General features: G+C 65.3%; 18 protein-coding genes and 1 tRNA gene. 11 read left to right on the top strand and 8 right to left on the bottom strand.

All coding sequences use genetic code 11. From position 1 onward, the window contains the following. Positions 1-16 precede the first annotated feature (16 nt). From K8I61_03585 to K8I61_03560, 6 genes are all read left to right on the top strand, one after another. The gene (locus tag K8I61_03585) at positions 17-541 is read left to right on the top strand and encodes a cytochrome C oxidase subunit II (protein ID MBZ0271091.1); all 525 of its coding nucleotides are present in this window, start codon (positions 17-19) and stop codon (positions 539-541) included. 9 nt (positions 542-550) lie between these two features. Then, the gene (locus tag K8I61_03580) at positions 551-2,371 is read left to right on the top strand and encodes a cbb3-type cytochrome c oxidase subunit I (GenBank protein ID MBZ0271090.1); all 1,821 of its coding nucleotides are present in this window, start codon (positions 551-553) and stop codon (positions 2,369-2,371) included. Positions 2,372-2,401: 30 nt separating this feature from the next. Beyond that, positions 2,402-3,355, top strand: coding sequence for an SCO family protein (locus tag K8I61_03575; GenBank protein MBZ0271089.1), 954 nt, complete (start codon positions 2,402-2,404; stop codon positions 3,353-3,355). A 3-nt stretch (positions 3,356-3,358) separates the two neighbouring features. Beyond that, on the top strand, positions 3,359-5,473 hold the full coding sequence (locus K8I61_03570; GenBank protein ID MBZ0271088.1) for a hydrogenase iron-sulfur subunit: 2,115 nt from the start codon (positions 3,359-3,361) through the stop codon (positions 5,471-5,473). A gap of 242 nt (positions 5,474-5,715) precedes the next feature. Further along, positions 5,716-5,973: a Rho termination factor N-terminal domain-containing protein gene (locus K8I61_03565; GenBank protein MBZ0271087.1), complete on the top strand. Its 258-nt coding sequence runs from the start codon at positions 5,716-5,718 to the stop codon at positions 5,971-5,973. Between the two features lie 474 nt (positions 5,974-6,447). Continuing rightward, entirely contained in the window at positions 6,448-7,890 is a 1,443-nt protein-coding gene (locus K8I61_03560; protein MBZ0271086.1) for an aspartate aminotransferase family protein, read from the top strand. 164 nt (positions 7,891-8,054) lie between these two features. Here the strand turns inward: K8I61_03560 and K8I61_03555 are convergent, their stop codons facing one another. Then, on the bottom strand, positions 8,055-9,422 hold the full coding sequence (locus K8I61_03555; GenBank protein ID MBZ0271085.1) for an aminotransferase class III-fold pyridoxal phosphate-dependent enzyme: 1,368 nt from the start codon (positions 9,420-9,422) through the stop codon (positions 8,055-8,057). Positions 9,423-9,453: 31 nt separating this feature from the next. After that, positions 9,454-10,263 carry an MOSC domain-containing protein gene (locus tag K8I61_03550; protein MBZ0271084.1) on the bottom strand — a complete coding sequence of 270 codons (810 nt, stop codon included), beginning with the start codon at positions 10,261-10,263 and terminating at the stop codon, positions 9,454-9,456. A gap of 289 nt (positions 10,264-10,552) precedes the next feature. Here K8I61_03550 and K8I61_03545 point away from each other — a divergent pair, with 289 nt between their 5' ends. After that, complete coding sequence (locus tag K8I61_03545; protein MBZ0271083.1) at positions 10,553-10,852, top strand: RNA-binding protein; 300 nt, start codon at positions 10,553-10,555, stop codon at positions 10,850-10,852. A gap of 172 nt (positions 10,853-11,024) precedes the next feature. On the opposite strand, the gene K8I61_03540 is transcribed toward K8I61_03545, so the two are convergent. Beyond that, a complete protein-coding gene (locus tag K8I61_03540) occupies positions 11,025-12,689 on the bottom strand; it encodes a zinc carboxypeptidase (protein ID MBZ0271082.1) in 1,665 nt (554 codons plus the stop codon). Positions 12,690-12,938: 249 nt separating this feature from the next. Between K8I61_03540 and K8I61_03535 the strand changes: the two genes are divergently transcribed. Beyond that, positions 12,939-13,015: transfer RNA gene (locus K8I61_03535), tRNA-Arg, on the top strand. A gap of 182 nt (positions 13,016-13,197) precedes the next feature. Here the strand turns inward: K8I61_03535 and K8I61_03530 are convergent. Both K8I61_03530 and K8I61_03525 read right to left on the bottom strand, forming a co-directional pair. Next, the gene (locus K8I61_03530; protein MBZ0271081.1) at positions 13,198-14,544 is read right to left on the bottom strand and encodes a hypothetical protein; all 1,347 of its coding nucleotides are present in this window, start codon (positions 14,542-14,544) and stop codon (positions 13,198-13,200) included. A 2-nt stretch (positions 14,545-14,546) separates the two neighbouring features. Beyond that, on the bottom strand, positions 14,547-16,682 hold the full coding sequence (locus tag K8I61_03525) for a DUF4091 domain-containing protein (GenBank protein MBZ0271080.1): 2,136 nt from the start codon (positions 16,680-16,682) through the stop codon (positions 14,547-14,549). A gap of 146 nt (positions 16,683-16,828) precedes the next feature. Here K8I61_03525 and K8I61_03520 point away from each other — a divergent pair, with 146 nt between their 5' ends. Further along, positions 16,829-18,151 carry an alkaline phosphatase family protein gene (locus tag K8I61_03520; GenBank protein ID MBZ0271079.1) on the top strand — a complete coding sequence of 441 codons (1,323 nt, stop codon included), beginning with the start codon at positions 16,829-16,831 and terminating at the stop codon, positions 18,149-18,151. After that, complete coding sequence (locus K8I61_03515; GenBank protein ID MBZ0271078.1) at positions 18,148-19,215, top strand: radical SAM protein; 1,068 nt, start codon at positions 18,148-18,150, stop codon at positions 19,213-19,215. The genes K8I61_03520 and K8I61_03515 overlap by 4 nt, the downstream gene beginning before the upstream one ends. A gap of 28 nt (positions 19,216-19,243) precedes the next feature. Here the strand turns inward: K8I61_03515 and K8I61_03510 are convergent, their stop codons facing one another. The 3 genes from K8I61_03510 to K8I61_03500 are packed head-to-tail and all read right to left on the bottom strand — an operon-like array spanning position 19,244 to position 21,622. Next, positions 19,244-19,945 carry a hypothetical protein gene (locus K8I61_03510; GenBank protein MBZ0271077.1) on the bottom strand — a complete coding sequence of 234 codons (702 nt, stop codon included), beginning with the start codon at positions 19,943-19,945 and terminating at the stop codon, positions 19,244-19,246. Between the two features lie 49 nt (positions 19,946-19,994). Next, positions 19,995-20,750, bottom strand: coding sequence for a hypothetical protein (locus tag K8I61_03505; protein MBZ0271076.1), 756 nt, complete (start codon positions 20,748-20,750; stop codon positions 19,995-19,997). Between the two features lie 35 nt (positions 20,751-20,785). Next, on the bottom strand, positions 20,786-21,622 hold the full coding sequence (locus K8I61_03500; GenBank protein ID MBZ0271075.1) for a hypothetical protein: 837 nt from the start codon (positions 21,620-21,622) through the stop codon (positions 20,786-20,788). Between the two features lie 217 nt (positions 21,623-21,839). On the opposite strand from K8I61_03500, the gene K8I61_03495 reads away from it, so the two are divergent. Beyond that, on the top strand, positions 21,840-23,229 hold a 1,390-nt coding region (locus K8I61_03495; protein ID MBZ0271074.1), incomplete at its 3' end, for a hypothetical protein.

Raw genomic sequence — 23,229 nt, 5'->3', positions numbered from 1 at the left:
AAAAAGGACTATTGGCATGAGTATTTCCAGTCCCGCCGCGGGATGGTTCAAGGCGCCGACCGGAGGCGAGCGGTTGTGGGTCGGGCTCGCGCTTTCCTGGTGCCTGGTGATGTTCCTGATGATGCCGTATTGGCACTTCAAGGGAAAACAGAACAGCACCGGCGAAGCCTATCGCGTCACGCCGGCCGCGTTTTATGACCGCGTCGCGCGTTTCATCGAAACCAACAAGGTCGGCGAAGAGAACGGCGTGGCGATCGTTGAGCCCGCGCCGGGCGGCGACGCCTACCTGATGGGGCAGATGTGGCGCTGGTGGCCGATCCTGAAACTGAAAAAAGACCAGACCTATCGCCTGCACGTTTCGTCGCTGGACATCCAGCACGGATTCTCGCTGCAACCGGTCAACATGAACTTTCAAATCCTTCCGGGGTACGACCACGTCCTGACGGTCACGCCGACCAAGACGGGCGTGTACTCCATCGTCTGCAACGAATTCTGCGGCATCCAGCATCACATGATGACCGGCCGCATCATCGTGGAATAGGGGACGGACATGACCACCACCGATATCAGCCTCGATGCCGCCCTGCCGGGATCGTTCGATGTTCCCGAAACGCCAATACGTCCGGAACGGCCGGGGCCGCCGCGAGGCAATCACCTCCCCGGTCAGGTCCGCGCCTGCGATACGACCGGGCTGCCGGTTTGCCTGGTCGCGGAGAAATTCATCAAGCTCCAGGCCGTTTTCGCGGTCGTCTTTCTTCTGATCGGCGGGATTGCGTCGATCCTGCTCGGGCTGACGCGGTGGCCGAGCGTCCATCTGCTTCCGGCCGAGTGGTATTACCGGATCCTGACCCTGCACGGCCTGAACATGCTGATCTTCTGGATCCTGTTCTTCGAGGTCGCAATCCTCTATTTCGCCTCGACCGTGCTTCTGAACAGCCGCCTTTTCTCCACCGCCCTCGCGTGGGTCACCTTCGGCATGATGCTCACGGGCGCGTTGATGGTGGACGCGGTGATCCTGCTCGGCAAGGCGGACGTGCTGATGACGTCTTACGTGCCGCTCATCGCCCATCCGCTTTTCTACCTCGGCATCATCCTCGTGGCGGTCGGCACGCTGATCGGCGTTTTCAACTTCTTCGCCACCGTGTACATCGCCCGGCGCGATCGCACCTACGAAGGCTCGGTGCCGCTTGTCGTGTTCGGCGCCATCGCCGCGGCGATCATCGCCGTGGTGACGTTGCTGCACGGCGCGATCGTCATGATCCCGACCTTCCTCTGGTCGATCGGCCTTGTGGGCGCGCCCGATCCGGGCTGGTACCGTCTCGTGTGGTGGGGGCTCGGCCATCAGTCGCAGCAGGTAAACGTCTGCGCGATGGTCGCCTGCTGGTATTTCCTCGCGACGCTGACCACCGGCGCCAAGCCCTTGAACCAGGCGGTCTGCCGGGGCGCGTTCGTCCTTTACATCCTGTTCATCAACCTCGCGTCGGCGCACCACCTGCTCGTGGACCCGGGCGTCAGCGCGGGCTGGAAGATCTGGAACACCTCGTACGCGATGTACCTCGCGGTCCTGGCCTCGATGATCCACGGCTTCACCGTGCCCGCGTCCGTCGAGGTTTCGATGCGCGGCAAGGGATACAACCGCGGGCTGTTCGGCTGGGTGTTCTCCGCGCCGTGGGGAAATCCCGGATTTTCGGCGTTTTTCCTTTCGCTGGTGATCTTCGGATTCCTCGGCGGCATCACGGGCGTCACGCTCGGTACGCAGCAGATCAACATCCTCGCGCACAACACCCTGCGCATTCCGGGCCACTTCCACACGACCGTCGTCGGCGGAACCACGCTGGCCTTCATGGGCCTCGCGTATTACGTCGTGCCGCTGATCTTCCGGCGCGAATATTCCTTCCGGTCGCTGGCGCGTATTCAACCCTACCTGTTCGGCGGCGGAATCACGCTGATGGCGCTTGGCATGTCGTTCGCCGGTTCCTACGGCGTGCCGCGCCGGCACTGGGACGTGGAGTTCACGGGCGCGCAGTTCGCCGCGGGCTTCGACCCGGGCGCGCATGTCATGCTCGGACTGATGGGCGTGGGCTCGGTCATCGCGTTTCTCGGACTGATGGCCTTCATCCTTCTCACCGTGCACGCGGTTTTCCTCGGGCGCTCGAACGTCGGACAGGCGATGGATCCCTGGTCGAAGTCCACGACGGAAATCGCCGCCGCGCGGGCGACCGGCGCAGCGATTCGCGACGAGCGGGCGGGCGGTCATGAGAGCCACAAGACGCCCGGAACGCTCGTTTTCGTCCTCGTCTTCCTCGCGTCTTTCGCGGTCTATTACTTCGCAAACTGGAAAGCGCTCGCCGACGTCTGGCACGTGCGCTGACGCCACGCCCCCCCAATGGAGAGGTCCATCGTGTCCACGGAAGTCCTGAACGGCCGCGGCGCTCCCGGCGCGCTCAATGCCTTCTTCGAGAGTTGGCGCTTTCCCGTGTTCATGCTCGTTGTGGTCGCGGCGTATATGGCGATCGAAATCACGGTGCTCCTTTCGCCGCCAGGCGCCACGGGATTTTCCGCGTTCGCCGAGGATTTCCGCGTCTGGTGTTTTGGGTACGACCCCGCCACCGGGCGGATGGAATGGGGCTACGTCGCCGCCTTCCTGCTCCAGCCGGTGATCCTGGGATCGGTGATTTATGCCTTTTGGCGCCGGCCGTTGCGCGAAATTGCGGCTCGCCCGGCCGCGGCGATTCCGTATGCCGCCGCGGCCCTTTTGCTTGTCGCCGCGTGCGGCGCGGGCTTCGCGGCCTTTGCCTCAACCCCGAATGACACCGAACTGCCCTTCCCCGCCGAGGAACTGCGCACGGCGCTTGTTCCGCCGTCGTTCGCGCTCACGGATCACGACGGCGCCGCGGTACGCCTGGAAGATCTGCGCGGGCGGGTCGTCCTTGTCACCGCCGTGTACGCTTCGTGCGGCTTTACGTGCCCGATGATCATGGGTCAGACCAAAAACGCGGTGGGGGCGTTGAGCGAGGACGAACGCGCGGGACTCACCGTCGCCGCCATCACGCTTGACCCTGAGCACGACACCTCCGCCGTGCTCGCCGAGATGGCGAAGGGACAGGGGGTTTCGGCGCCGCTCTACCGCCTGCTGACCGGCGACGCCCCCGTCGTCAACGACCTTCTCGACCGATTTTCCGTCGCGCGGACGCGCAATCCGGAAACGGGGGTCATCGACCACGCGAACCTGTTCATCCTGATCGACCGCGCGGGCCGGATCGCGTATCGCCTGTCGCTCGGCGACCGGCAGGAGCGCTGGCTGATCTCGGCGCTCCGGCTGCTGCTTTCGGAATCGGCCGGCCTCGGCGTCTGACGCATGGTCGAACCCGCCGCCTGGCTCTCGGACGACCACACCCCGCCGGCCAAGGCGATGTCGCCGGAAGGCGCGGGCATGGCCGTCGATCCGCCGACGCGATTCGACCGCGTTTGGCGCGCGCTCGACTTCGCCGTGACGCGCGTCGAAAGCGCGCTTGGCGCGATCTTTCCGCCGTCGCTCAACCCCATCACGCAAAGCGGCGCGATCGCGAGCGTGTCGTTTCTCGCCGCGGTCGCAAGCGGCGTCGTGCTGCTTTTCTGGTATTCCCCGAGCGTTCATTCGGCGTGGGATTCCGTCGAAGCGATGGGACGGTCTCCCCTGACCGCCGGGCTCCTGCGTTCGCTGCACCGGTATACCTCGGACGTGTGCATGGCCTTCGCGCTTTTGCACGCCCTGAAGTTTTTCGCGTCGCGGCGATTCACCGGCGCCCGGTGGCTTGCGTGGATCACCGGCCTACTCCTCGTCGCCACGTTGTGGTTTGTTGGCTGGCTCGGTTACTGGCTGGTTTGGGACGAGCGCGCGCGGCAGATCGCTCTCGGCACGGCCCGGATGCTCGATGTCCTGCCCATCTTCGCTGACCCCTTCTCGCGCGGTTTCTTGACCGACGGGGGCGTCAATACCTTCCTGTTTTTCGTCGTTTTCTTTCTCCACATGCTGATCCCCCTCACGATGGGGATTTTCCTGTGGCTGCACATCGCCCGCGTTTCGCGCCCGGCATTTCTCACCGGGCGAACGCTCTCGATCGCGCTGGCCGCCGCGGTCCTCGCCATGTCCGCGCTGTATCCGGCCGCGAGCGCGAAACCGGCGCGCATGCTGGTCGAGCCGGGTTCGGTGACGATCGATCACTGGTATCTCGCGCCGCTGGCGATGACCGATCGCCTGGGAGGCGGCGCGCTTTGGTTTGTTCTGGCCGCCGGCGCCGCGGCGCTTTTTCCTTTGCCGTGGCTGATCGCGCGGCGGCGCGCCCGCATCGCGCAAGTCGAGACGTCTCGCTGCAACGCCTGCCGCCAATGTTTTCTGGACTGCCCTTACAACGCGATCCGCTTGGCGCCGCGAACCGACGGAAAGGACGTTCCCGAACAGGCGGTGGTGATCGCCGACCGGTGCGTGGGGTGCGGCATCTGCGCGGGCTCCTGCGACTCGAACGCGATCGGCCTGCCCTGGTTTAACCTGAGCGAACAAAGGCGGCGCGTTGAGGATTGGCTGGGCGCCGCGGCGCCGGGCGAGGAGACGTTTCTTGCGATCGTCGGCGCCGATTCCGGCGGCGCGTCGCTTGGCGTCGATCCCGCGACGGGCCGGTGCGAGGATCTGCCGGGCTACGTTGTCCTGATGGCGCCGTGCGTCGGATGGACGCACATGATGACGGTGGAACGCGCCCTTCGACGGGGCGCGCGAGGTGTCCTTATCGCCGGTTGCCGGGAGCACCAGTGCCGCTATCGGGAAGGTTCGAAATGGACCCGCCTGCGCCTTGCGGCGCGGCGCGCTCCGTCGCTGCGCGTCGATCGCCTCGATGCGCGGCGTGTCCGGCTCGTGGAATTCGGCTACGGCGAGGTGGAGGCGCTCAAGGCCGAGGCGATTCGATTCCGGGCGGGCATCGCTCCGAAAAACCGCGAACGCAAGCCTTGGACGATCGCGGCGGCGATCACCGCCGGAGTCCTTTTGGCCGCCGGCATCGTGATCGGCAGCGACGCGCCTTATCTCGCGGCGCCCACCGGGGGCGCCCGGCTTGTCGTGTCGTTCAAGCATCCGGGCGAGGTGAGCGAAGCCTGCCGCGAGCTGTCCGAGGAAGAGATGGCCAAACAGCCGCCGCACATGCGGCACGATCGCGTCTGTGAACGCGCTCGCGCGGCGGTACGCCTGCGTATTGAGGTCGACGGCCGGCTCGCGCGCGAGGCGTCGTTCGAACCGCGCGGCCTCTGGCGCGACGGTAACAGCGTCGCGATCGAACACCTGCCGCTTGCCGAAGGGTCCCATCGGATCGGAATTTCCATCGGCGACACGCACGATAGCGATGTCTGGAACTGGCGCGACGAGAGAACCGTCGCGTTCCGGGACGGGGAACGCGTCGTGGTCCAGTTCGACCGCCTCACGGGCTACGTATGGAACGCGGGATGAACATGGAAAAAAGGGCACGGCCATGCCTGATCGCGTCGGGCATCATCGACATCATGGACAACATGGACATCATGGACATCAACGACGGCATGGACGGCTGACGAGCATCCGCGCGAGAAACATCACGTCATTCGGGCGCGATTTATCGGAAAATGAGCGTGTCGCCGTGTGCGGAGCCATGCGCAACATGCGCCGGTGGCCGCGGCGAAAAACGGTTTGTTCGAGAAAAAAAAGGAGCCAACATGCCGGGCCGACAACATGGACCACAGATCAAGGATCCCGAACGTTACGACGCACTTCGCCGCGAAGGCATGAGCATGGAAAAAGCCGCGCGCATCGCGAACACGCCCCGGCGCATCGCCGGCGAGCGTGGCGGGCACGCGGAGAAATACGAGGATTTGACGCGCGACGAGCTCTACGACAAGGCCCGCCGCATCGGCATCGAAGGGCGATCGCGCATGAACAAGAAAGACCTCATCCGCGCGCTACGATTTCATTAAGAAGCCGGAAAGCCGGAAGACGGGAAGGTTCATGGCGGCGCCTCGGACCCGGTGTCGTTGTCCGCATTCCTTCGCCCCGTGGCCTCCGTGTCTTCCCCGTGCCCCCTGTACGACTATCCGCTCGTTTCTTGTTTTCACGCGAAGTTTTTTCTATCCGCAGATTACGCCGATTGCGCAGATCAGGGTCTTGGGAGTGTCGTCGGCGTGAAAGACAAAGTATCCGCGAAATCCGCGGATGCCTTCCTGCGATGACCTTCCAGACTTCCAGTCTTTCAGCCTTCCAGACTATTCCATCGGGCACGGGCACGGCTAATTTGGTTGCGGCTTTGCCGCGCTGCGTACCGCCGAATTGCGATGCCAGCCCGGATTCCGCAAACACCATTCCCCGTACGCCGCCTTGACGCTGACAGCCCGCATCCGAATGATGCGCGTTTCGCATCGCACGCAATGTTCGACGGCAAGGAAAACCGCATCATGAAAATTCCGGACAAGGGAATCGGCAAGGACGAGGTCTTCGCGAAGCTGGAAGAGTTTCGCAAGGACGATCTCAACTGGCGCACCGGGCGCGTTTGGGCGTACACCTACGACGCCGGCAAGGATATCGAGGAAGTCGGCAAGCGCGCGTATCTCGAATTCCTGTCCGAAAACGCGCTTGATCCCACGGTCTTCCCGAGCATGTTGCGCATGGAAAACGAGATCGTGGCGATGGCCGCGGCGCACGTGAAGGGCGATGCGAACACGGCCGGCAACTTCACGAGCGGCGGCACCGAAAGCATCATCCTCGCGGTGAAGACCGCGCGCGATTTCGCCCGCGCGACGCGCCCGCACATCGCGCAACCGGAAATGATTTTGCCCGACACCGCGCACGCGGCGTTCACCAAGGCGGAAGCGTACCTCGGCGTGAAGGCGGTGCGCGTGCCGGTTACGCCCGAGACGTTTCGCGCCGACGTCGACGCGATCCGCAACGCGATCACCGACAACACGATCCTGCTTGTCGGTTCCGCGCCGCAATACGCGCACGGCGTCATCGATCCGATCGAGGAGATCGGCGCGCTCGCGGCCGAGCGTGACCTGCTCTTTCACGTCGATGCGTGCATGGGCGGATTCCTGCTGCCGTGGTTTCGGCGCCTGGGCGAGCCGGTGCCGCGCTTCGAGTTCGACGTGCCCGGCGTGACGAGCCTTTCGATGGACCTGCACAAATACGCGTTCTGCCCCAAGGGCGCCTCGCTCGTGCTCTACAAATCGAAGGATTTGCGCCGCCATCAGATCTTCACGTGCGCGTCGTGGACGGGATACACGATGGTGAACACGACCGTGCAGAGTACCAAATCCGGCGGCGCGCTTGCCGCGGCGTGGGCTGTGCTGAATTACGTCGGCGAGGAGCGCTACCTCGAGATCGCGCGGCATCAGCTTCAGGCGACCCGCCGCGTCGCCGCGGGCGTGCGCGAAATTCCGGGCCTGCGCGTTCTCGGCGAACCCGAAATGAACCTCGTCTCCTTCACGTCCGACGAGGCGAACGTGTTCGTCATCATCGACGAGATGAAAGCGCGCGGCTGGTACGTGCAGCCGCAGCTCGCGTTCGCGAATTCAAAGGAAAATATCCACCTGTCGATCAGCATGCAAAACGTCGCGCACGCGGACGCGATGCTTGCCGATCTCGCCGGCGCGGTGGAGGCGGCGAAGACGCATCCGCCGATCGATGTCTCCGGCCTCGCTGGCATTCTCGACGGCGTTTTGGCGAACGATCTCACGCCGGAGATGTACGCGAACCTGCTCGGCGCCGCGGGCATCACCGGCGCGGCGCTCCCCGAGCGCCTGGCCGAGATCAACACGATCATGAACGCGCTTCCGCCGAAATTGCGCGAGCGCCTCCTGCGCGAGTTCGTGAACGATCTGTTCACGCCGGCGACGGAATAATCGCTAGGTCGGTCGCGACGTCAGAGCCGCGACCGTAAGGGAGCGGGTGGCGACGCCTATCGACGGTCGCGCAGCCGCCAACAGGGGCGGGCCAGATCCTTCGCTTCGCTCAGGATGACGAACGCGCGCGCTCAAAATGAAGCGTGCACGAACCGCGCGCGCCCTTACCCGACCTCGCGCGCCGTTGCGTCGAGCGCGTCCTTCGCGCGGGCGATCATCTCGTCGATGTCGGCGTGCGTCATGATGAGCGGCGGCGAGAACGCGAGCGCGTCGCGGATCGGGCGCATCACCACGCCACGCTCAAATCCCAGCGCGACGCACCTCGGCGCGACCTGGCCGATGGGATCGAAGAACTTCTTCCCCTTCGATTTCGGCGCGAGTTCGATCGCGGCGATGAACCCCGCGCCGCGGATTTCACCGACGAGCGGATGATCGGCGAACTCCTCGACGAGGCGCCGCTGAAAATACGGGCCGATGTCGTCGCGCACGCGCTCGACGATCTTCTCCTCGAGCATGATGCGAAGGTTTTCGAGCGCAACGGCGCACGCGACCGGATGGCCGGTGTAGGTGTATCCGTGGAAGATCTTGCCGGCGCGCTCGAGCTGGTCGCCCACGCGATCGCCGACGACCGCCGCGGAAAGCGGCACGTAGCCGCTCGTGATCGCCTTGCCGAGCGTGACGAAATCCGGCGTCAGTCCCTCGCGCTCGAACCCGAACCATTCGCCCGTGCGCCCGAATCCGCAGATCACCTCGTCGGCAACAAGAAGGACGTCGTATTTGCGGCAGATCTCGGCGACGGCCGGCCAATACGTCGGCGGCGGCACGATCACGCCGCCCGCGCCCTGGATCGGCTCGCCGAAAAACGCGGCCACGTTTTCCGGGCCGATCTGAAGGATCCTGTCCTCGACGGCCTTGGCCGCCGCGAGGCCGAATTCCTCAGGCGACATCTCGCCCGCGTATTTGTACGCATACGGAGGCATGACGTGTTCGATCCCCGGCACGGTGACATTCTGCCCGTGCATGCCGGACAGCCCGCCGACCGCAGCGGAAAAAACCGTGGAGCCGTGGTAGGCGTATTCGCGCGAGATGAAGACCTGCTTGTGCGGCTTGCCGAGGGATTGCCAGTAAAGGCGCGCAAGACGCGCGATGGTGTCGTTGGACTCGGAGCCGGACGACGCGAAGAACACGCGCGAATGCCCGGCGGGGAAAATGTCCTCTGTCAGAATGCGCGCAAGCTCGATCGCCGGCGGCGTCGCGGACATGAAAAACGCGTTGTAGTAGGCAAGCTCCTCCATCTGCCGCGCTGCCGCGCTCGCCAGTTCCTTGCGGCCGTATCCCAACGCGACGCACCACAGTCCCGCCATGCCGTCGATGTATTCCTTGCCTTCGGTATCGTAAACGCGCGCGCCCTCGCCGCGCGCGATGATGCGCGCGCCGCCGGCCGCGTTCATCGCGGCGTGATCGGTGAACGGGTGCATGTTGTGCGCGGCGTCCAGGCGGCGCCAGTCGGCGGTGTTGCGTTCGGGGATCATGGCCGGAGTCCTTGTAGGGGTGAGGGGAGAATCAGGCGCGCGGAGCCACCGCGTCGCCGGCGCGAATGACACCCGCGTCGCGCAGGCTGAAGTTGCGGCCGAAGACAACCTGTCCCGCCAGGCCGCGCCGGCGATAGGTGGCAAGCGTCTTGAGCGGCTCGTGTGCGCGTTCGCCGGTTTGCTGATCCGTCGTCGTGACAAGGCACCGCGTGCAAAGCGTTGCGCCCAGCATCTCGACCTCGCCAAAACGCGCGGCCGGCCAGTCGTCCTCCGCATACGGCGCGCATCCGGCGACGACGATGTTGGGGCGAAAGCGGTTCATCGGCAACGGCACGGCGAGACGCGCGTTCAAATCCGAAAGCGACGCCTCCGAGATGACAAGTGCGGTATGGGCGTCGGCAAAGGCCGCGCCCGCGCCGCCGCGCCACGCCGAGCGGTCTCGTTCGACGGGCGCGCGAACGAGCCGGCACGAGACGCCGAGCGTGTCGGAGAGCCACGCCGCCGTCTCGTCGCCCGCGTCGAACGCCTCCTCGCTGTCGAGCCACACGCGCACGCGGCGCATCACGGTGCGTTCGTCCGGATCGACGGCAAGATCGGGCATGCCGGGTGCGGACAGCACGAGCGCATCGGGCGCCAGGCGCGGCAGGACAAGGCACATACGCGCGACCTTCCGTTGCGACAAAAATGTGCCGCCCTCGTCGACGATCATCCATTCGCGGTCGCCGGCGATGCCGGTGCGCGTCAGCTCGAGGCTCGATACCGGAATGCCCGCGCAACCCTTGACCGGGTAAATGTTGAGAGCACTTATGGTGATGTTGTCGGGATTCGGTTTGTTGCTCATCGCGCCCGCGTGTTATCACACCGCGCGGCCTAACGACAAGTCAGGTGCGCCATTCGCGAAAAAGCGGTTTACATGCGCCAAAAAGTTGTGCTAGCAAGGGCCGTCAATCGGATATGAGTCGGTCAACGACAGAAAGCCAGAGGCCGAGCGCAACCAGGTCCCTCCGTCGCGAACCCGCGCCAGGATTCTTCCCAAATCCCCGTCCGGTGGTCGATACGTTTGGGTTCCGGGGTGTTGGCCTCGACAATCGCCGTCTAGTCCTAGACGCCAAACGGGAGAGATGTTGACTATGGGAACGAAGTTGTTTGTCGGAAGCCTGAGCTGGAACACCACGGACGATACGCTTCGCGAGGCGTTCGCGCGCTTTGGTGAGGTCACCGAGGCGAAGGTGATTCTGGACCGCGAAACCGGCCGTTCACGCGGCTTCGGTTTCGTCACGTTCGCGGGGAACGATGAGGCCACGCGCGCGCGCGAGCAGCTCGACGGCTCGATGCTCGACGGACGCAACATCCGCGTGAACGAGGCGATCGACAAGGGCCCGCGCACCGGTGGCGGCGGCGGCGGCGGATTCGGTCCGCGACACTACTAGCCGAAGTTCGCGCGCGGCACGCACCGCGGCGCGCGGGAAGCGCGGCGGTGACGACTTTCTCCTGACACGGATTCCGGGGCGCGGCCAAGCGCCGTGCCCCGGTTGATTTCAGCGATCAGCGATCAGCCGTCAGCCGTCGGCTTTTAGCTATCAGCCCGTCAGCTATCGGCCGTCAGCAGCCGCAGCCCCCGTCATCATCGTCATCGTCTCCGGTCGCCGCGTCATCGTCGTTCCCGGCTGCGTCGTCGTCGGATGCGTCATCGTCGCCCGCGGCATCATCATCATCCGCGTCGTCGTCCATGTCGTCGTCCGTCCCGCTATCGGCGGGATCGACCGTCGCATCGACCTCGAAACGCACGTTGTGCGCCGGATCGTTCGACACGAACTCCACGATATAGACGTATTCGCCGTCCTCAACGTTCGCGTCGAGCTGCGCGTATTGTGGCTGCCCCGCCGGGATGAGATCGCCGTTTATCCTGGTTTCGTCGAACGATCCCGCAAGCCGGCGATAGACGTTCCAGCCCGCCGCGTTCGTTTCGACGACGCTGGCCCAGTTGACGAGCACCGCGTTGCCATCGGCGACGGCCGCGAGCTTCCAAAGATCCGTCGAGACCGAAAGGCGCGGATCGCGCGACATGCCGAGCGCCAGCAGAAGCGCATTGAAGTTCGCCTCGTTGGTCGGATCGATGATCGACGCGGGCGGATAGAAGTTGCCGCCGAAGGGCGACGCCGGCGAAAGCTCGAAGGTGTATCCAAAGATGTCGCGCTCGGCGTATGCCCAGTCGAGCAGGTCGCCGGACGTGCGATAGAGATCGCTCGCCTGCTGCGGCGTGTATCCGTTCTGGCCGGCCATGTGCACGCCGAGCGCCTCGAACACCGCGGCGTCGCCTGCGCCCTCGACGGGATCGAACGTGTAACCGTAAGGCCACAGGATCAGCTCGCTATAGGTGTGCAGGGAGATGACGACGCGCGTGTGGTCGTTGTCCACGAGGAAGTCGCGAAACGCCGCGGTCTCCGGTTCGGAGAACGGCGCGGGACCGTAATAGGTCAGCATGCACGGGTTGCCGGACGCGCCGTAGCTGTGTCCCCACTCGTGCCCGTAGTTGCGGTTGAGATCGACGCCCCAGCAGAACTCCGGCACGTCGTCGTTCACGCGGCGATTCTTGCGCCAGAGGTGGAAGTTGCCGCCCTCGTGATCGAACTCGCCGCCGTCGGGATTGAGATTCGGCAGCACGAATATCTCGCGCGTATCGACAAGCGCGGTGATCATTTCGTCCTGTCCGTACAGCTCGACGAGCCCACTTGCGAAATGCAGCGCGACCTCGGGCGAAAGGATTTCGCGCGCGTGATGCAGCGCCACGAGCACGAACGCGGGCTCGTCCATCGACTCGTCGGCCATGGCGTTGTCGCTGATCTTGAGCGCCCACAGCTCGCGGCCCTCGTGCGTCTGGCCGATGGAGAAAAGCTGCGTCAGGGATGGGTAGGTATTGGCGATCGACTCGATCCGGGCGACCTGCTCGTCGAAGTTGTGATAGGCGTCATACGCGCCCGGCATCGCGTCGCGCAACCTCGATTCGCGATACGGCAGGCCAAGTTCCGTCAGCCGCGCCATAAGCGGCGCGGGAAGTTCCACCACGATCCAGCCCGTGTCGTCCACGCGTTCGATCGCCGCACCGAGGTTCGCGACGATTTCGCGTTCGTCGATTGTGGGCGCGTAGATCTCCAGGTCGACGATCGTATCGAAGCCGGCCGCGTCAAAACCCGCCCACGCCGCGGGGGCGAAGGTGAGAATCGCAAGAACGAAAACGGCCGCGAGGCCGCGACGTCGAAAAGTCATATTCCGATCACCCCCATCGCCCCGAAAATCGAAGCGCCGAAGTTTGCCTTTTTTCGCGCCGAATTTCCACCGGAGCGCGAGGAAAGTGAAAAGAGAAAAGAGGTCATGGCATGGGGGCGGTTTTGCGCACGATCTCTCTTCCCTTCCTCTTTGCGGTTTCCTCATTGCTGTTTCCTCGCGCCGCGCTTGACCTCGCGCCGCCGTTTCGCCATATTTCGCGCGGCGCCCGTCGCGGCGCCCGTGTCGTTTGGGCCTGTAGCTCAGCTGGATAGAGCGCCGGACTACGAATCCGTAGGTCGGGGGTTCGAATCCCTCCAGGCCCGCCAAGGCATGCATGGGGCCGGTCGATGGACCGGCCCTTTTTTCGTACACGCTCGCCGGCGGTCGCGGTTCCCGGGGAACGCCGATCTCCAGCTTGGCCCTTGCCGGCGCGAAGGCAACCGCGCGCTCCGTCACCCCACCGCAGCGGGCTGACTTCGTTTGCGGGACGGACCTGGCCGCCTTCCGGTTACGGCATCGTCACATCATACAGAGCCTGGGCGAGCGCCTCGGCCACGCCGCGAAGGCCGTCCGCCGGCGGGTTGTAGAACCAGAACCCGACGGGGAATGGCACCGGCGGCAGGTCCGGCATCGGCACGTACGACGTAAAAAGGTCGAGGATGAAATTGAGATCGTCGAGCGGCAGCCAGTTCGGCCAAAGCGGATCGATGTCCTCCGGTCCCGCATCGAGGAGCGCCGGGCCGAGATCCTCGAACAGGATCATCGCGTTTTCGATCACGCTGTTTTGCCGCGGCGAAAGAACGCCCATGTAGGGGATGCGGTAAACCTCGCCGTCGGTCCACGCGCCGTCGCCGTTCTCATCGACGTACGCCGTCACGTCGTCGGTCTGCGGATCGGTTTCCGCACGCACGGCCGTGAGGCCGTCGAAAAGACTCGTCGACGCGTGACCGATCGCGATCGCGGCCGCCGCAAAATCCGCCTCGCCGCCGGGCGCGAACGTGAGGAAGCCGGGATAACTCGCGTCCGCGAACATCGCAAGGAGTTTGCCCGCGTAATAATGCACGTATTCGATCGGATCGTATCCGCCGGGCGTGCCCGCCAAAAGCGTCCAGTCCGCATTGAGGTCGAGCGACATGACGACGTCCGCGACGCCCGCGACAAATCCCACGAGGCCCGCCACGTCGCGCACGTCCGCCACGTCCCATTCGCCGCCCGCGTCAACGATGATGTGCTCGCCGTCGATCCACACCGGCATCGGGCTGGCGAAAAGACGCGGGCCCGGGTGCGCCACGATCAGATCGTCCGCGATCGCGAGCATGTCCGCGCAGATCGGCAGCAAGCCGTCGCGCACATCCTGTTGCAACACGGCCCAATCGACATCGGGAAAGTCGGCGAGCGCGGCGAGCGACGCGGGGATCCCCTGGGCGACGCGCTGCAGGCCCGAAAGCAACAATCCCATCTTGCCGTCGGCGATTTCCGGGCAGACCGCGAGCGCCGCGTCGAAGTTCGCTTGAGCGGCGCCGGGATCGTATGCGGCAAGCGCGGCGATGCCCGCCTCAACGAGCGGATCGTGCGCCGCGAAATCGCAAACCGGTTCGGTGTCGTCGTCGCCGGCATCGTCATCGGACGCATCGTCGTCGGTGTCGTCGTCATTCGCGTCGTCATCGAAATCGTCGTCAAAGGCGGTGTCGTCGTCCGCCGCGTCGTCGTCCGCCGCGTCGTCGTCGGACGTGTCATCGTCGACACCGGTACCGCCATCAGCGGAATCGTCATCGTCGCCGCCGCAACCGCAGCCCGGCAACGCGAGAAGGAACAGGAAGGCGAAGAGCGGCAGCCATCGTGCGAGCGTTTTCATCGCTACACCCCGCATCCGCACGCGCCCGACGCCGCTTCGTCATCGTCTTCGGCGGCGAAATCGTCCTGGCCGCCGGACGATTCGACCGAAACGCCGTTCGGGTTGTGGCGTTCGTCCTCGTCGTTCGTGGCCGCGTCGTCGTCACCGGCGTCCGCGGCGTCATCGTCGCCGCCCGCAAGCGTCGTCGCGGTGACGATATCGCTTGCCGCCGAACGGTTGCCCTCCACGTCAAACGCGTGCACCCACGCGCGATAGGTGCGCCCGGCCGCCAGCCCCTCGATCGTCGCCGCGCTCGCGCCGGCGTCGACGGCGCCGCCGAAATACGCGTCGCCCGAGTAAATGCCATACCAAATTTCGTAGCCGGCGAGGTCCGCATCGCCCGGCGGCATCCAGCTCAGTTCGATCGCCTCCACCTGCCCTGTCGCGGTCAGCGACGCGGGCGGCGCGGGCGGCGTTTCGTCGAGGGTGCCGAGGATCTTTTTCGCGACGCGCTCGCGCCAGCCGAGCATCGCCCGCCAGTCGCGCTCCCACTGGAAGGTCTTGGGCGCGACGGTGCGCACGACGCCGTCCACCCAGTCGCCGTCGCCGCGTTCATCGAGAATGTGGAGATATTCGTAATCCTCCATCGACTCGCGCATGTACTTCATTCGCAGGGACGCGACCGGGATGTCGGTCGTGCCGCCGATGCGATCGACGGTGCCGGGATAGATGAGGTTTCCGTCGCCCTGCGCGAACGGCGGGGCGTATTGCGAATCCCACGGGTCGAGTCCTTTGCCGGGGACGTACACGGTATGCCAGAACAGCAAGCCCTCGAAATCGTAGCGCCGCGTCAGCCACGTCCAGATTCGCTGGTAGGAGGATTCGAAATCGACGAAGTGGTTCGCGTAATCAAACCAGCTAATCGCGCTGACGCAGTTGTACCACCAGGTCTTTTCGCCGAGCGCGCGGCGGTCGGCGTAGTCTTCCGGATACGGCGGCATCGGCAGCGAGTCGGAAAATAGCGGCTGGTCGGGCGTCCAGATGTCGATGTCGCCCGCAAGGCCGGGCTCGAACTGCTCGGTCGCCATCGGTTGCAGGTCGGGATCGGCATTGTGCAGACGCGCGGCCAGATCGCGCAGCGCGGGATATTCGGACGGATCGGGCTCGTCGGGCAGGTAGTAGAACAGCGCCTCGATCCACCCCTTGTCGCGAAAGTGCGTCGCCCACCCGGCCCAGAACTCGCGCTCCCAATCCGCGGCGTCGACGTTGCCCGGCCGCCCTCCCGGCGCGCCCGGCATCTGATAGGTGTCGAACCGGAACTCGCCGTCGTAAAACGTGCCGTCGAAATACGGCCCATGCCTGTCGTCAAACCACGTCCAGTCCCAATCGAATGTCTGCGCGTCGTCGTTCCACGCGTAGGTCGGATTGCCCCAACTCCAACGGTCGAGTCCGATGCGGTGCCGCGCGAACTCCTCGTAGTAGCGTTCGATCAGCGTGTCGCAATCCGACACGCCGCCGTGGTTCGCGTGCCAATTGCACGCGGTCCCGCGCGAGAATCCGTACGCGCCCGCGAGCGTGTTTTTGCCCGGAAGCACGAAATCCCACACGGTCAGCGTCAGCGTGCCGTGCCAGTCGGCGCGGCCGTTCGCGACGACGGTGACCATCGCTTCATACGTGCCCGGCGCCTGATCGATCGGCACGAACACGTCGCCGAAAATGGCCATGGTGTAGTCGGGCGGCACGTCAAACGGCAGCGCGCCGCGCGCCTCGCCGACAAAGTGATCCTCGAAAGGCACGAGGCCGTCGGGCCAATCGCCCGCCTTTGCGGGATCGGGCGGAAAACTACTGATGCGATCGGGCGTCACCGGCACGTAGTGCACGCGGTAAAGCTCGGCCGGCATCGGATCGCCCGGGCCGACGAAGTCGGAAACGACGACATCCGTCACCGTCGCGCCGGCGTCGTCGCGGACCAGAATCTGAAACGGTTCCCACTCGCGTCGCGCCGATTGCAGCGCGTAGTTGTCCGCCGCCTCGAAAGAAAACTCGGGACGCTGCTTGGCCGTGCCGTGCGTCAACCCGACCAGATACTCCGCATGCGCGGCCGGGCCCGCGAACGCAAGAACGGCAATCGCGCGGGCGATGCTCCAAACGCATTTCATCGCGACACTCCCAGGACCCGTTCGAAGTTTTCCGCGTGCGTCACCTTATCGTGGCGCCGAAAAAAAATGAATCGCAAAAAACATTTGGCCCCGGCGCGCTTTTGGGGGACAATGAAATCGAAACGCCGCTGCAACAAGGATGCGCCATGGGCGCGCCCATCATACCCGACCGCCTGCTGGTCCTCGGGCTCGACGGCCTGGACCTCGACGCGCCCGGCGAAGCCGCGCTCGCGCACATGCCGCGGCTCTCCGCGCTACTCGTGGAGAACCGCGCGGTCCGGTTTCCGACCGCGCTTCCGAACAATAGTATCGCGTGCTGGACATCGTGGTTTTGCGGGCGGGGGCCCGGCGCGCACGGGATGGTCGATTTCGTTTTGCCCCTGGACCGAACGGGTACGTATCGCCTGACGTCCTCCGCGGATCGCGTCGCGCCCGCGTTGTGGGAGGAGCTGTCCGCGCGCGGCCGTCGAGTCGTCGTCTACAACGTGCCGGGGACGTATCCGGCCACGCCCGTCAACGGCATCATGATCGCCGGCGCGCCCGTGCTCTCGCGCCGCCATCTCACTTTCCCGGACTATCTGCCGCCACGGATCGCTCGTCGCCTCGACGGCTATCGCGACGATCTCAAATTCGAGGTCGCGGGATCCGACGAGGATAGCTGCCTGGCCGCCGCGTCGAACATGTCCCAGATCCTGTCCGAACACGTGGAGATCGCGAGCGGGCTGCTGGCGGAGCCCTGGGACGCGTTTATCGCGGTGCTGACGATGACCGACCGCCTGCTGCATCACTTCCACCACCGCCTCGCCCCTTGCACGGATGACACCAAGCCGTGCCTCTGCGCGCGGGCGGTCGCCGACGCCCTTGCGCGGCTCGACGATTTCGTCGGCGCGCTCGTGGACGAATGGCGCGGCAAGGCGCGCATCGTCCTGGCGTCCGATCACGGATTTCAGCCGTGCTCGTGGCGATGGCATTGGGCGGACGCGCTCGAAAAGGAGGGTTGGTTCGTGCGCCGTGCGGACGGGACGCCGGCATCCGGCGATGCGATCGATGTGGCCCGCGCGGACACGGAGCGTTCGCTCCTATGGCCGTCGCCCGCCTCCACGATGGGGCTCACGTTCGCGCCGCGTGTGACGGCCGGCGAACGCAAACGCCTTGCGCGCGAGATCGCGGCGCGCTTTTCCGACGTCACCGCGCCGGATCACGAAACCGCGGTGGAGCGCGTCATCGACGTGGACGATATCGCCGCCGGGCCGTTGCGCGCGCGGTTTCCGGATCTTCTCGTCGTGCCGCGAAACGGCGCGATCGCCCTGACGTCGCGCCCGGGCCGGACGGCGTTTTCTCCGTCCCCGCGCAGCGGGACGCACACGCTTTACGCATCGTGCGCGATCGTCGGCGGCAAGCCGGACGTGGCGCTGGGCTTTGGGAATTTGTTTGCGGCGGCGAATCTGCCGGCCCCGGGGAGCGCGTGAAACGCGTCGCACAGCCGTCGCCGCGCACCTGCTTTTGGGAGCTGACGCGCGTCTGCCGCCTGGATTGCCGGCACTGCCGGACGCACGCCGCCGTGCCCGCGCGCGACGAACTGTCGATTGACGAGGCGCTGGCGACGGCGGGCGATCTCGCAGCGCTCGGCGTCAAGACGGTCGTGTTCACCGGGGGTGAGCCGATTCTTTATCCGGGATGGGAGCGCGTCGCGAGACGCCTTTCCGAAAGCGGCGTAACCGTGCGCCTTTTCGCGAGCGGCCACGGATTTTCCGACGACACGCTCGAGGCCGCGATTGACGCGGGCGTGACCGAATTTGCCGTCTCGCTCGACGGCCCGAAACCCATCCACGACCGACTTCGCCCGGCGCTCGACATCCGCGTGACCGGCACGTTCGACGCGGCCGTCGCATTGATCGAAATGATCGTCCGTGCCGGCGCGGCGTGTCGCGCCGTGACGCAGGTCAACGCGATGAACGCGCGATTTCTCGTCGAGACGTATCGCCTCGTCGTTGCGCTTGGCGTGCCGCGCTGGCAGGTGCATCTGTGCCAGATGTCCGGCAGCGCGTCGGATCGCCGCGCGGAGCTGATGTGCGAGCCGCGGGATCTGGAGCGTGTGTCGCGCGTGCTGATGCTCGCGGCGCGCGAAAAGAAGGTGCACGCGCCGATGCACTGCACGATCGGCTACATGACGGTGGAGGAGCCCATCCTGCGCGGCCGGGAGATGAATGCGCGGCCGGTGTGGGGCGGCTGCGGCGCGGGCCTGACGACCATGGCGATCACGCCCGCGGGCTACGTGAAAGGGTGCGTCACGCTGCCGGACGAGTTCGTGACGGGCAACGTGCGCGAGGCGCCGCTGGCCGAAATCTGGGGCGACGACGCGCGCTATCCCTACGCACGCGCCTGGGACGACACGATGCTCGAGGGCGCGTGCGCGTCGTGTGCGTTCGGCGCGATCTGCCGCGCGGGCTGCCGCTCCGTCGCCTACACCGCGACCGGCTCGATCGGCCTCAATCCGTACTGCCTGAAGATTGTGCGGGAGAATCGCGCGTAGGGGCGGGATTCGTTGCGCGCGCGATGTCTTAGTGGTCGTCGTCCCAGGCGTCGTCTTCCCAGCACTCGCCGCCGGCCTCCTGCATTCCGCGCAGATATTCCGCGAGCGCTTCGTCGGACATATCCTGGAATTTTTCGAGAAGACTCTCGCGCTCGGCCGAATTTAAACCCGCGATGCAGGAGAGGATTTCGTTCTGCTCCCAATTCATGAGGCTTGAATCTCGAACGAGATCGATCAAGGTGCAATAAACGGCCGCCTCATGACCCTCGAAGCCGCGAAACTCGGCTTGGTCACAATCCTCGCTTGTGATCGCCACGTCGTCATTATCGTCGTCGCCCTCACCCGAAAAACACGAGTACGACGTCGCCAACAGCAGAAATCCCAGCACCGCCACGCCGCCGAGCGGCCGGGTGAAAATCGCGCGCACGCCGTTCGATGATCCATTGAGCAACCCAAGTTCCGCGCGCAGTCTATCAATGACCGCGTCCAGATCCGCGGCGTCCAGCGCGCTTGCACAGGCGAATGCATTCCGATCGAATCGTTTGTCCTCCAGCCGCGCGCAGAGCGTTTTCAGGTCGCGCCAGAACGCGTCGTCGCCCGTGTGCCCGCGAAGCAGCGCGAACAGATGCTCAATCACCGCCTCCGCGGACTTCCATGGCGGCGGCGCCGCGTCGTGCACGCGAAGGAAGTTACGAATGTCGATGAGGCTTGTCGTCCGCAGGTCACGCAATGTGAAACCTCCCGCAATTCATGACGATGAATAGGCGTCCTGGCGGCGGCTAGTGATCGTCGTCCCACCAGTCCTGTTCCTCGTAGCACTCGCCGCCGTACTGAAGCATGCCCTCGAGGTAGTCGGCGAGCCGCTCGTCGCTCATGTCCTGAAATGCATCGAGCAGTTCCTCGCGATATGCCCCGCCAAGGTCCGGCAGGCAGGCGAGGATGTCGGAGCGATCGGATGAAGAAATCTCCGCGCGTTCGACGATCGCGACAAGCTCGCAGAACACGTCGGCTTCTCGGCCCGTGTAGTCGTACCAGTCGGCGCGCTCGCAATCCTTGTTTGTGAAGGCGTCGTCGTCGTTCGCATCATCGTCCGCCGGAAAGGCGTCATCGTCCGAAACGTCGTTCGTGCCGTCGCCGTCGCCATCACCCGAGAAACACGAGTACGACGTAGCCATGAGCAGAAAACCTAATATGGCCGCGCCACCGAGCGGTCCGGCGAAAAACGCGCGCACGCCGGATGGCGAGCCGTTGAGCGTCCCCAGTTCCGCGCGCAGGCGGTCGATCACCGCGTCCAGATTCGTGACGCCAAGCGCGCTCGCGTTCGCCAAGGCGGTAGAGTCAAAGCGCCGATCCTCCAGGCGTGCAAGCAACATTTTCAGGTCGCGCCAGAACGCATCGTCGTCCGCCCGTTCGCGAAGCAGCACAAACAGGTGCTCCACGACCGCGTCGGCCGACTCCCACGGCGGCGGCGCCGCGTCATGCGCGCGCAAAAAGTCACGGATGTCGATGAGGCTTGTGGTTCGCTGGTCACGCATCTTCGACTCCCAGGGTTTGTTGCCGTTTCCCGCGATCAATGGTCGTCGTCCCAGGCGAAGTCGTCGCACTCGGCGCCATAGTCGAGCATGCCTTCGAGATAGGCGGCGAGTTCCGTGTCATCCATCTCCTGGAAGAGCTCGAGCAACTCCGCGCGTCGCGTCGCGCTGAGTTCCGGAAGGCACTCCAGGATGTCGTCCTTCTCCCCCGACGATATCGACGATTGCTCGACGATTTCTATCAGCGCGCAATAGATCTCCGCCTCCTGCCCGTCATAACCCTGCCATGCCGCGCGATCGCAATAAGGGTAATCAGGCGTGATCAGGACATCCGGATCGCGCGTCGGGGGTGTGTAATCGTCGTCCCACCACTCGTCTTCGTCGTCGTCGGCGTCGGAATCCGCGGGCTGGCCGTCGTCATTGTCATCGTCGTCCGGCTCATTTTCGGCGCCGTTATCGGCCACGCCGCCATCGCCGTCGCCGTCGCCCGTGAAGCAGGAGTAAGACGTGGCCAGCAGCAAAAACCCCAGCACCGCCACACCGCCGAGCGGACGGTCGAAAAAAGCCCGCACGCCGCCTGGCAAGCCGTTCGGCGTCCCCAGTTCCGCGCGCAGGCGATCGATCACCGCGTCGATGTCCGTGACGCCAAGCGCGCTCGCGTTCGCCAGGGCGGTCGCGTCAAAGCGCCGATCCTCCAGGCGTGCAAGCAACATTTTCAGGTCGCGCCAGAAACGGTCGTCGCCCGTGCGCTCGCGAAGCAGCGCGAACAGATGCTCGATCACCGCCTCCGCGGATTCCCACGGCGGCGGCGCCGCGCCGTGCGTGCGCAAAAAGTCACGGATGTCGATGAGGCTTGTCGAAAGGCGGGAAACCATAACGAACCCTCCTTGCCCGGGACGACCATTTCAAATGATTAGAAATTGCAGTGAACGGACTCTATCATGCGCCGCGATGCGACGAAAGAAGAAAATGAGCCTCGCGGTTCCCGGTCCGAGGTCAAATGCGAGCGAAGCGAAGTGCGGGACTCTCCGGTTCGCCGGCACGATTGGAGTGCCTTCGCACCATCGGCCCGGCGCCGCGAAAATCCCCTTGATGCTCTGTGTTCTCTGTGTCCTCTTCGGTCCGGTCTCCCTCGCCTGCCGCGAAGAGCCCGTCGTTCCGCCGTTTTCCGACCCGATCGCCGAATTCGACGGCGTCGTCGTCCTGACCGGCGCGCAAAAAGCGTCTCTGCTTGACGCCGTGCGGCGAGGACTGACCAGCGAACTTCAAAGGCCCGACGCGCTGCTTTCCGCGACGCCCGCCGCCGGCGCCGTCCTCGAGGTATGGCTCGACGGCCGCGTGGCGTGCCACGTCGCCATCGCCGACGGGCTTCACGTCGCGCTCGAACAGGCCGTCGCCGCACTTCGCGAGGACGACGATTTCCGCGCACGCGTCGCGCCGAAGATCGTTGATGCGCGTATCAAGATTGGCGTCATCGACCGTGTGACGAGAATCGACATCGACGCGGAAGCGTCCGTGCCGCACGCCGCGCGGATCATCGCGGCGCAATTCGAGCCGGGCGTCACGGGATTTTTGCTCGCGATCGGAAACGGGCACGCCGTCCTTTCGCCCGACGCCATTGTCACCGAGGGTCTCGCGCTCGACATGAATCAGGCCGACCCCGTGAAACGCCGCATCAAGCGCCCGCGGCTTATCGCGGACCTGATGCGTCGCCTGTCGCGCGAGATCACCGGCAAGACGAACGCCTGGCGCTCGGGCCGCTTGTTCGCCTTCTCGACGCAATCGTTCATCGAGAGCGCGGACACCCAGGACGGCGCGCGCGGCGCGGTCGATCTCGATCGCGGATTCACGACCGTGGGCGACCTCGACAATGGGCGTCTGCGCGCCGCGATCGACGCGAATCTCACTTATCTGGCCGGCATTGCGCGCAACGGCGGAACGCTGCGTTACGATTATGACCCGCTGACCGATCGCGAGACGGGCGCGTATTATCTGCCGCATCACGCGGGGTATGTGCTGCGGCACTTGCAGGCGGCCGCCATGCTCCGCGAGCCCGCGCTCGTCGATCGGGCGATGCCGCGGCTTGCGTGGCTGCGCGAACGCATCGTCACGCCGCCGGACGCGCCGGACGTTTCGATCGTCGTCGATGGCGGGGAATCGCTGCTCGGCACAAACGCGCTGATGGCCCTCATCTTTTCGCTGCTTCCGGATGCTTACCGCCAACCCGGCGACGATGCGCTGCGCGACCAGTTCGGCCGCGCGATCCTTCGGTTCCGAATGGACGAGCCGGGGCGGTTTTACGAAACGTACGCGCAAGCCGCGGCGATGTCCGCGCCCAAGCGCCAGCCGCGCTATTTCCCGGGCGTCGCGCTTTACGCGCTCGTGCATCTCCACGAAGCGACGCACGACGATTTATGGCTTTGGGCCGCGCGCGAAATCGGCGAGGTGCTTGCGGCCCTCTGGCGCGCGGACGGTCCGGACG

This window comes from bacterium, assembly GCA_019912885.1.
Taxonomy (GTDB): Bacteria; Lernaellota; Lernaellaia; order JACKCT01; family JACKCT01; genus JAIOHV01.
Note: the sequence above shows the minus strand (reverse complement) of the source record. Positions and strands in the feature narration are given on the sequence as shown.

What these genes read in the sequence shown, in the direction of transcription:
- K8I61_03585 (MBZ0271091.1), top strand. Translation starts at nt 17, where the DNA reads ATGAGTATTTCCAGTCCCGCCGCGGGATGGTTCAAGGCGCCGACCGGA.
- K8I61_03580 (MBZ0271090.1), top strand. Translation starts at nt 551, where the DNA reads ATGACCACCACCGATATCAGCCTCGATGCCGCCCTGCCGGGATCGTTC.
- K8I61_03570 (MBZ0271088.1), top strand. Translation starts at nt 3,359, where the DNA reads ATGGTCGAACCCGCCGCCTGGCTCTCGGACGACCACACCCCGCCGGCC.
- K8I61_03565 (MBZ0271087.1), top strand. Translation starts at nt 5,716, where the DNA reads ATGCCGGGCCGACAACATGGACCACAGATCAAGGATCCCGAACGTTAC.
- K8I61_03560 (MBZ0271086.1), top strand. Translation starts at nt 6,448, where the DNA reads ATGAAAATTCCGGACAAGGGAATCGGCAAGGACGAGGTCTTCGCGAAG.
- K8I61_03555 (MBZ0271085.1), bottom strand. Translation starts at nt 9,422, where the DNA reads ATGATCCCCGAACGCAACACCGCCGACTGGCGCCGCCTGGACGCCGCG.
- K8I61_03550 (MBZ0271084.1), bottom strand. Translation starts at nt 10,263, where the DNA reads ATGAGCAACAAACCGAATCCCGACAACATCACCATAAGTGCTCTCAAC.
- K8I61_03545 (MBZ0271083.1), top strand. Translation starts at nt 10,553, where the DNA reads ATGGGAACGAAGTTGTTTGTCGGAAGCCTGAGCTGGAACACCACGGAC.
- K8I61_03540 (MBZ0271082.1), bottom strand. Translation starts at nt 12,689, where the DNA reads ATGACTTTTCGACGTCGCGGCCTCGCGGCCGTTTTCGTTCTTGCGATT.
- K8I61_03530 (MBZ0271081.1), bottom strand. Translation starts at nt 14,544, where the DNA reads ATGAAAACGCTCGCACGATGGCTGCCGCTCTTCGCCTTCCTGTTCCTT.
- K8I61_03525 (MBZ0271080.1), bottom strand. Translation starts at nt 16,682, where the DNA reads ATGAAATGCGTTTGGAGCATCGCCCGCGCGATTGCCGTTCTTGCGTTC.
- K8I61_03520 (MBZ0271079.1), top strand. Translation starts at nt 16,829, where the DNA reads ATGGGCGCGCCCATCATACCCGACCGCCTGCTGGTCCTCGGGCTCGAC.
- K8I61_03505 (MBZ0271076.1), bottom strand. Translation starts at nt 20,750, where the DNA reads ATGCGTGACCAGCGAACCACAAGCCTCATCGACATCCGTGACTTTTTG.
- K8I61_03500 (MBZ0271075.1), bottom strand. Translation starts at nt 21,622, where the DNA reads ATGGTTTCCCGCCTTTCGACAAGCCTCATCGACATCCGTGACTTTTTG.